An 8,846-nucleotide genomic window follows, 5' to 3' on the forward strand; every position below is an offset into this window, starting at 1 on the left:
CCTTCGTAGACATCAGCACCTGTCTTGATGATCTTCGCCACACCGTCGATGACGACGCGCAGAAACAGTGCCCCGAGAAGCGTCCCCTGAATCGTGCCGACGCCTCCTTGCAGGCTGCAGCCTCCGACGACCGACGCAGCGATGGCATTCAGTTCGTACCCCCGTGCGAGGGTCTGCGGATCCGCGACACTCAACTGGCTGACAGAGAGTACCCCGACCATTGAGGACAGCACAGCACTGATACAGTAAGCGAGCCACTTCAACCGATTCGTCTGAATCCCACTAAGTCGCGCCGCCTGCTCATTCCCCCCCAAGGCATACAAGTGGCGACCAGTGACGGTCCTGCTCATCAACAACCAGAGCACGATCGCGACGACTGCGACCAGGATTGTCAGGTTCCAGACGGTTCCGGAAATCGCGCCCGACAATTCACGGAAGGGACGATCCGCGATATTGATCTGAGTGCGCGCTCCCCCCAGCATCGTCTGGGTCACACTTTCAACGATAGCTCGTGCCAGACTGCGCAGACCCACGAGCGTCCCCAGTGTCGCGACGAACGGGGGGAGCCCCACTTCTGTAATCAGCCACGCATGCAGACTGCCGATTAATAGTCCGACGATCAGCGTCCCAGTAATTGCGGTCACAATGACCCCCGTCCCCAACGGTAACGATTGATTTACCGCCTCCGGGGCGAGCAGCACCATAAACGACGCACAGATGGACGCACTGAACGCGATCACCGATCCCGCAGAGAGGTCGATCCCTCCCGCTATGATCACGATTGCGGCGCCGAAGGAAATGAGCGCCAGCATCGTCGTCTGGCGCAGCAGGTCGATCAGACTGAGTTCCCACTTTACGACGTAGTTATGCTGTTCATCCAGTAACGTCGTACAGCACAGCACGATGAAGATCGCCGCCACTAAACCAAGCTGGTGTCGCTGGGCAGCGTTTTGTGCGATCAATCGACGCAAGCCAATCATAGTGACTGCCGCGATGATCATCGCAATCAGCGCCGCGACAACAGAAGTGTTCATACAGACTCGCGATCAATGGGGTGGCAAAAGGGAGGGGGGGCAGAAATGAAGATCAGGACCCGGTGAGATCGTATTTGCTCAACCACTCTTGGAATTTCTCGAGCGTGATCACTTCGACTCCCTCAAAGTGATTGGGATTCAATGGTGATTCATTTGACGGAATCACAACTTTGAGGCCGGTGTCGAAGATATCCCCGCCATCCTGACCATATCGGGGGAACATCTCCGTGAGAGTCTCTTTCTGATCGCGAACGAGAGCCGCCAGAGCCCGGATCCCTTCATAGCCCATGCCGAATGGGTTCTGGACGACCATGGCGTCGATGTTTCCTTCTTTCATCGCCGTAATCGCCGTCGGTTCGGCGTCGAATACGACAATCGTGAAATCCTTCCGGCGGTTTGACTCTTTGACAACGTCCACGATGGCGGGAGCATTATATGACCAGATCCCCACCAGCAAGTTCAGATCAGGATGATTCCGAATGGCGTTACGGACGTTGTCGCGTGCTTTTGTTTTGTCCGTTCCATCTTCCATGGTGTCTTTGGAATTCAGCTTCTCGCCGGCCCCTTCGGCAAACCCCTCGATGCGATCGATCGCGTTCTGGGCTCCCCGGAAGCCAACGAAGGTGACGTATTCTCCACCTTCGGGCTTCAGTTCCGCTGCACATTTTCCCAGCAGGCGGCCACCTGCGAGGTTGTTCGTACCGATGAAGGCATACCGGGCGTCGGCGAATTGCGACCGATCGACGTCCGAGTCGATGGTCAGGATCCTAATTCCCTTCTTCTGCAGCGAACGAAGTTCGTCAGCGATCGCGACATTCTTGGCATCAATAGCGGAAACGCCGACGCCCGCGATATCGCTCTGGGTGGCGTACTGCTGAAGTTTACTGAGTTGTCCCTGAGCAGTGCCGTCGTTGACGTCGAGTTCCGCGACCAGCCCGTCGTCCTTCAGTTTGAGATCACTTCCCGCCGCCAGTAAGCCTTGTCGGCAGGCGTCCCAGTACGGGGAATCCCCGTTAGTGAGGATGATGAGACGCTTCAAGCTTCCCGAGGTGCCCGTCGGTGATCCCGATGCACTGGCGGAAGGGGCCGATTTGTCCCCGGTCTCGCTTTTAGGCACGTTCGGCTCACATCCGACGAAGACCAGTGATACGAGCACCAGCAGGATCTGACCGGGCAGAATACGAGACAGCGTCATGGGAGCGCACCTTCAGCGAATTGAGAGGAGAGACCGGGGTCAGAGATTGACGATACACACCCTGCAAAGTGCTGGTCAAGCAGCGTGAGCATCGCATTGAGTAGACACAGGATCGGCCTGTTTTGCGCATGCGTCCAGCTCCTGATGCGATCTCAATCGAACTGGGGCGGACAGGCCCCTTGGCGTCCAGTGACGGCGATTTTCTCGCCGCAGGCCCGACTTGGATTGACAAGACGATTCGCGGCTTGCAGTTTTTCGATGGTTACTTTAAGTTTCGACCGCCGCACCAACTCTGGTCGGCAACTGTCCACGTTGAGGATAGATTTCGAACGGTATTGGTAAGAGAGCCGCAAAAAATCATGGGCTCGACAACGCTGGCCGATACGTCAAAAGCCTCTCATTTTTGCGAAGGAATCTCATGGCCGATTTGATCGTTCCACACGGCGGGCTGTCTGCTCCCGTTTGCCGTACTGTCAGTGCAAATGAAATCGATGCGTTCAAGGCAGAAGCCGCGGGACTCACAAAGGTTCCCGTTTCCGCCGCCGATTTGTCCACTGTCTACCGACTTGGCGATGGCACCCTCAGCCCCTTGACGGGCCCTATGACCAGCGAAGTCTATCACAAGGTGCTGGACGAATGTTGCATTGAAAGCAACGGCAAGAAGTACGCCTGGACCATCCCGCTCGCCTTCCCCGTCTCAGCGGAACTGGCAAAGACACTGAAGGCCGGTGACAAGGTTGCCCTGACTGGTCCCGATGGCCAGATCGCCGCCACCCTTGATATCACCGACGTCTATCCCTGGCCAAAACTGAAATACCTGCAAAGCGTTTATCTCACGGACCGCATCGATCATCCCGGTGCGTCGATGGTGCTGGAAGGCGATAAAGGCAATTCTCACCTCCTCGGTGGTGAAATCCGCGTTCTGCCGCAGCCCAAGAACGCCAAGTTCGGCAAGTACGTTCTGACCCCACGTGAAGTTCGCAAGCTGCTGGCAGAGAAGGGCTGTGACTCTGCCGTGGCATTCCAGACCCGTAACCCTTTGCACCGCGCACACGAGTACGCACTGGTGCACGGACTGGAAACGTTGATTCGTGAAGGCAAGAATCCTCTCGCCGTTCTCAACCCATTGATTGGGGAAACCAAGGGTGACGACGTTAACGCCGAAATCCGGATGGCGACCTACGAAGCTCTGATCCAGCAGCGCCAACTGGGCGACGGAGATAGCGATCAGTCTCTGTGGGGTCCACGAAATGAGTCCGTGCCTGACCGCGTCGTGCTGCTCGGCCTCGACATCAAGATGTTCTACGGTGGCCCCAAAGAAGCCGTGATGCACGCCATCTATCGGCAGAACATGGGATACACGCACATCATCATTGGTCGTAAGCACGCTGATGCTCCCTACGCCAACGGCGAGAACATCTGGGGCGACTTCGATGCTCACCAGATCTTCGACAAGCTCGGCGGTGACCTGCAGATCAAGCCACTCAAGGTAGGCTTTGCGGCTTACTACGAATCCTGCGGCCGCGTCGATTTGACAGAGCGTCACCCAGGCGAGAAGCCAGTCTCCATCTCGGGTAAAGACATCCGAGCCACCCTGCAGAAGGGTGAACAGGTTGATCCCCGAGTCATGCGTCCAAGCACCAGCCAGATCCTGGGTGCCGCGATGAAGACGGCATAGTCAGCGGTTGATCAGGTAGCTTTTCTGTCAGTCGGCTGATTTGCAGGCCGAATGAACAGCGATCACGAACGGGGCGGTGCCGATCACCGCCCCGTTTCTGTATACAGACTCTGAGTCTCCTTCAATAATTCACCACTGTGCCCGTTTCTGTAGTCGTCCTCCGCTCGCACTGGAGTTTTGGCGATGACCGAAGATCAGGTAGTCGGCTGCATTCTCGGGACAGCACTCGGTGACTCACTGGGACTGCCGTATGAAGGACTTTCGCGGCGACGGGGTACAAAGCTGCTCGGCCCTCCCGATCGCCAGCGTTTCTTCTTCCGACGTGGCATGGTTTCGGACGACACCGAACACCTCTGCATGGTGGCCCAGGCATTGATCGACGCCAAGGGCAACGTGGAGGTATTTCGCAGATCACTCGCTCGCAGGCTGCGATGGTGGCTGCTGGGAGCTCCCGCAGGAATCGGTCTCGCCACGCTCAAGTCGATCATTCGGCTGTGGATGGGATGCTCTCCCGAACACAGCGGCGTTCGCTCGGCCGGAAATGGGCCTGCAATGCGTGCCGCGGTCATCGGAATCACTTACGGTGACGCGCCGTGCTTTCGTGATCTCATTCGGGCTTCGACCAGATGAACTCATACGGATCCCAAAGCCGAGTATGGAGCGTGCGCAATCGGTTTGGCAGCCGCCATGGCGAAAGACGTGGAATCTGTTTCACCGCAGAACTACATCGAGCGGCTCAGGCAGATTCTTCCGGAAGAGGGCGCACACGAGTTTCTGGAGCTGATGTCAGGCACGGTGGCATCTGCAAGTCAGTCTCAGAGTACGGATGCCTATGCTGGCTCTCTCGGACTCTCACAGCGAATTTCCGGGTACATGTATCATTCGGTCCCAATTGCGATTCATGCGTGGCTCATTAATCCCCTGGATTATCGAGCCGCCATCACGTCTGTGATCCGCTGCGGTGGTGATACCGACTCGGTTGCGGCCTTCGTCGGGGGAATTGTGGGGGTCTCGGTCGGACAACAGGGAATCCCGCAGGAATGGCTTTCCTCCATCATCGATTGGCCCCGGTCAGTTACATGGATGCAGCGACTCGGGAAGCAGCTTTATTTTTCTATGACATCATCAGAAGTGACTCGGCCCATCCGTTTGCCCGTCATCGCCGTTCTCGCTCGAAACCTGTGCTTCGCAGCAATCGTTCTGTACCACGGCTTCCGCCGTCTCGGTCCGCCGTACTAAGTGGGGAAACCGAATGCAAAGCGGCACGGGACCGAAACCAACCCAGGGGGGGGATTTCAATGACGAATCGAAAAGATCCCTTTGTTCGGGAATCGTCTGTTATCGATATTTCGAATTTGGTTAAGTGGTACCATACGCACTGCAATGGAGACTGGGAGCAGAAGTATGGAATCAAACTCGAAACGTTGGATAACCCCGGCTGGCAACTGACCGTCGATTTGATCCACACCGATCTGCAGGGAAGAGAATTAACAAGAATCTCTGAGGGATGCAGCCCTGATGGTCATCCCCGGTCTCCCCGTTGGATACATTGCGGCATCCAGAACAATCAGTTTCAAGGAGCCTGTAGTCCATCACAACTCGAGCGGCTGCTCCAGATCTTCACTCAGCTTCTCGCCCCTCAGGACCACACAGATTCAAACGTTATAGAATAAAAACGGGAACTGCTCAGATGGAACTGAAGCTCAGGAACGAACTTTGAATCCGCTGCAAAGAATTGGCGTGATCGGCGACATCCACTGCGAGAGTCAGTCGCTCAAATTGGCTGTCGATACCTTAACGGCCCAGCGATTGACGACGATTGTCTGTACCGGTGATCTTCCGACCGGGCCAGGTGACGTGAATCTGTGCTGCGATTCATTGCGAAGCAACAACATTATTACCGTCCGAGGAAATCACGACCGCTGGCTGCTTGATCGGAATGAACTTAACCTGCCATTCGCAACACCACCTGAAACGGTTTCAAATAGTTCATGGCAATTTCTGGAGTCACTTCCAGTCACGGTTGAACTGACGACGGCAGCGGGACTTGCTCTGCTTTGTCATGGGTTTGGTGCGCACGACATGCTGTCCTTTGAATCTAATCAGCCAGACTCCGAACTCCTGAACCATCCCATCTTCAGGGAAATCTACGACTCTTCCCGGTATCGTTTCATCATCAATGGGCACTCGCATCGTCCGGAGGTTCGTCGCCTTCGATCGTTAACGATCATGAATGCCGGAACGCTCCGCAGCGATCATCAGCCCGTGTTCGCGGAAATAGACTTTGAATGCGGACTGGTTCAATTCTGGGAAATCATCGATCGCCAATATGTCAGAAAATCCAATCGCTACGAAATCTAGAAACCCCGTCGCCGGGGCGTCGTATGTACCTCTCTGGGGTGCAAAAGTGGCGGGTGGGGCTGTTATTGGCCCCACCCAGTTCCTTATGCAACGTGTCTTCTCCCTATCACCTTCCCAAGAATGTGTCGATAGCCAGCGCGTAAAAATAGCGGGCGGTCAACGCTCAGTCCGTGATTGCTTGCCGAACATTCTTCGGACGTTGACCGCCGCCGGTAGGCAGAACTACTCAGCAGCCGGGGTATTAAGGAGCACTGTGATTTTTTCTGTCAGGCCATTCAGAACCGGCTTCAGGACGTCTTCGACCCCGGGAATGGAGAGAACCTTATCAATCTTTTCCTGGAGCTTGCTCTGAGATTGCTTGACGATGCTCGTGACGATAGCGCGTGACGATAGCGCGTGACGAACTGGGAAGGTCTTCGATGACACTCGTTAATGAATCAACTTTTGCGGTGACTGCCGTCAGCTTCTCAGTTGCCGCTTCGGCTGTCGCAACTTCGGTTACGCTGTCCAGAGCCTCGTACGCGTCGCGCATGTAACCACCAAAATCTTTGGTGACCGTCTCTGCAGGATCTTGTGGCCCCGGCGCCGAGCCGAGTGTTCCCACTCCAGCAGTGGGTGGATTGGCCGGCGTCGGAGTTCCCCCAGGTCCGGCAGGGGGCTTGGAATTGTTAAGCCACCACGCCCCGGCTGCCAGCAAAACGACGAGAGCCACGAGGGGAACCATCCATTGCATCGAGTCTGAAGCGGCCGCAGCAGCTTTATCACCGGCCGCCCTGACACTTCTCGCCGAGTCTGCGGCAAAGTTGCTGAAGTCGCCCAGTCCCTGGACGCCTGAAAGGCTGTCCGCAAGCCCGGCGGGCATAGCCTTCGCAATGTTGGACTTCTGCGACAAGATCATTTTTAGCAGACCACCCAAGTCGAGTCCCTGCGACTTCACCTGCTTACCGAGGAAACTCAGGATGAACGGGGCCACGAGCGGAAGGAGTTTTTTCACCAAAGCCGGATTGCTTGCCAGGAATGAAGCAATGGAGCCAATCAGCGCTGTCAGGCCACCTTTGCCCAGCAAGTCTTCAAGGATCCCGGTCCCTTTTTTGGCCAGATCATCGACTCCTCCACCGGAAAGGACACCCCCCAGGTCGTCAGCGACATTTTCGTCGACCTTCCGAAGCGAGTTCCAGATCTTCTCGCCCCCCTCTGGCTTTGCAGCCAGACTGCCCAGGCCGCTCAGCAGCGTCGGCACGATGGCCGAGATCGCCTTTTGAACATTCTCTGGCGTCTCCCCGATAGCGGCCGAGAGCGTCTTCAGCGTGTCGCCCGACAAGGCTTTCAGGATCATTTCGACGATGTTCATAGTGTCGCTCCGTTGCAAAATCCAGATGAAAGAGGGACTGACGTGAGAGACTCGATTTGTGTTCGACGACGTGAAAACAGTGCCCCGAAGCCGAACGCCTTGCAAGGTATCGTTCAGATCGGGTAACGGGAGAGGTTGGCAACTAACTTTGATGAAAGTCGTTTGAAATACACAGGAATGTGAGTCGGCCGATGAGGTCCACTGCAGCGTAATCAGACGCTATCTGAACTTCAACCCTAACGTATCCAAGTACGCTCATAGACGTAATCACAATGGCCAAGTTGAGATGCAATCCCAGCTACAGCCGTGTTTGAAAGTTTAACTCAATGATTTAAGTAGTCGGGCTGATAAACGTTCCTATGATCTCGATTACAAACCCGAGTATGAAGGTCACGTTCAGGAATGATAATAGGACGTGAGCCAGAACAACTCGTCGACAACGTCTGCTTCGGACGGAAATGTCCGACACCTGGTAACAGATCGCCAGGGTGAACGAAAAGTACATGAAGTCCCAGAAATCGGGCATGGTATCGTCCGGGAATTCGAGCGGAGGACGATCTGCAGGTTCATCCGCTGGCGGGGTGGGATCGTAATATAACCGCGCGTAGTGGATGCCAAACAAGAGGTGCAGCAGTCCCCAGGTGAGAAAGACTGCAGCAAGCGATAGACCCAGATGCAGATTAGTCATCGCGGGTGACCAGTTCACCGACCGATGAAGCATCAGTCCCACACCGACGAGACTCAGTCCCGACAGCAAACCCGCAACCAGCAAAACGACGACGTTGTTGAATTCGATCCGTGCCGCATCTTCCCGTGTGGACGTCGCATCCGCCGCCGCCATTCTCCAGACGAGGGTCACAATGTAGCTCGTAACCGCCAGATCAAATCCCAGCAGAATCCGCGACTCGATTTCCAGGGCCGTCGATACCGCGAACGCCGACAGACCAATCAGTGCCGCAAATACCATTCGCCCGAGAATGACTTTCCAAGGCGACATCTTCGACTTCTTGTTCACGTTTCTATCAGGCCCCCATAGTCAGATTGACGCGGCACTGATCCACGCTGGAAAGCTGCAGACCGTATGTTCGACCAGTCCTCAGAAAATCGATTCAGGTCTCGTTGCTCGCTCACCTGTCGGTGAGTTCGGCAGGCAGGGCATTGCCTCGGACTGGTCGAACTCATACTCTACGAAGGCGAAACTTCGTTCTACCGAAAGAGTTCGAATGC

Annotated in this window: 7 protein-coding genes and 1 pseudogene; 4 read left to right on the top strand and 4 right to left on the bottom strand. The window is 55.7% G+C overall.

Annotated elements, in window-relative coordinates; genetic code table 11:
* Both VGE80_RS07560 and VGE80_RS07565 read right to left on the bottom strand, forming a co-directional pair.
* Positions 1-1,034, bottom strand: a 1,034-nt coding sequence (locus VGE80_RS07560) for an ABC transporter permease (RefSeq protein ID WP_440592215.1), incomplete at its 3' end; no start/stop codon positions are given.
* Between the two features lie 52 nt (positions 1,035-1,086).
* Positions 1,087-2,229 carry a substrate-binding domain-containing protein gene (locus VGE80_RS07565; protein WP_440592216.1) on the bottom strand — a complete coding sequence of 381 codons (1,143 nt, stop codon included), beginning with the start codon at positions 2,227-2,229 and terminating at the stop codon, positions 1,087-1,089.
* Between the two features lie 418 nt (positions 2,230-2,647).
* Here VGE80_RS07565 and VGE80_RS07570 point away from each other — a divergent pair, with 418 nt between their 5' ends.
* The 4 genes and pseudogenes from VGE80_RS07570 to VGE80_RS07585 all read left to right on the top strand — a co-directional run bounded on the left by VGE80_RS07570 (position 2,648) and on the right by VGE80_RS07585 (position 6,268).
* Positions 2,648-3,907 (top strand): sulfate adenylyltransferase, encoded by a 1,260-nt coding sequence (locus VGE80_RS07570; protein WP_373652473.1) that lies wholly within the window; start codon positions 2,648-2,650, stop codon positions 3,905-3,907.
* 183 nt (positions 3,908-4,090) lie between these two features.
* A pseudogene (locus VGE80_RS07575) lies at positions 4,091-5,146 on the top strand (ADP-ribosylglycohydrolase family protein).
* A gap of 59 nt (positions 5,147-5,205) precedes the next feature.
* The gene (locus VGE80_RS07580; RefSeq protein WP_440592217.1) at positions 5,206-5,580 is read left to right on the top strand and encodes an immunity 53 family protein; all 375 of its coding nucleotides are present in this window, start codon (positions 5,206-5,208) and stop codon (positions 5,578-5,580) included.
* Between the two features lie 43 nt (positions 5,581-5,623).
* A complete protein-coding gene (locus tag VGE80_RS07585) occupies positions 5,624-6,268 on the top strand; it encodes a metallophosphoesterase family protein (protein WP_373652476.1) in 645 nt (214 codons plus the stop codon).
* Positions 6,269-6,593: 325 nt separating this feature from the next.
* Here VGE80_RS07585 and VGE80_RS07590 read toward each other — a convergent pair whose 3' ends face one another.
* Together VGE80_RS07590 and VGE80_RS07595 are read right to left on the bottom strand one after the other, a co-directional pair.
* On the bottom strand, positions 6,594-7,619 hold the full coding sequence (locus VGE80_RS07590) for a DUF937 domain-containing protein (protein WP_440592218.1): 1,026 nt from the start codon (positions 7,617-7,619) through the stop codon (positions 6,594-6,596).
* A 331-nt stretch (positions 7,620-7,950) separates the two neighbouring features.
* Positions 7,951-8,616: a DUF1345 domain-containing protein gene (locus VGE80_RS07595; RefSeq protein WP_440592219.1), complete on the bottom strand. Its 666-nt coding sequence runs from the start codon at positions 8,614-8,616 to the stop codon at positions 7,951-7,953.
* Positions 8,617-8,846: the final 230 nt, after the last annotated feature.

The organism is Schlesneria sp. (assembly GCF_036405755.1).
Classification (GTDB): domain Bacteria; phylum Planctomycetota; class Planctomycetia; order Planctomycetales; family Planctomycetaceae; genus Schlesneria; species Schlesneria sphaerica.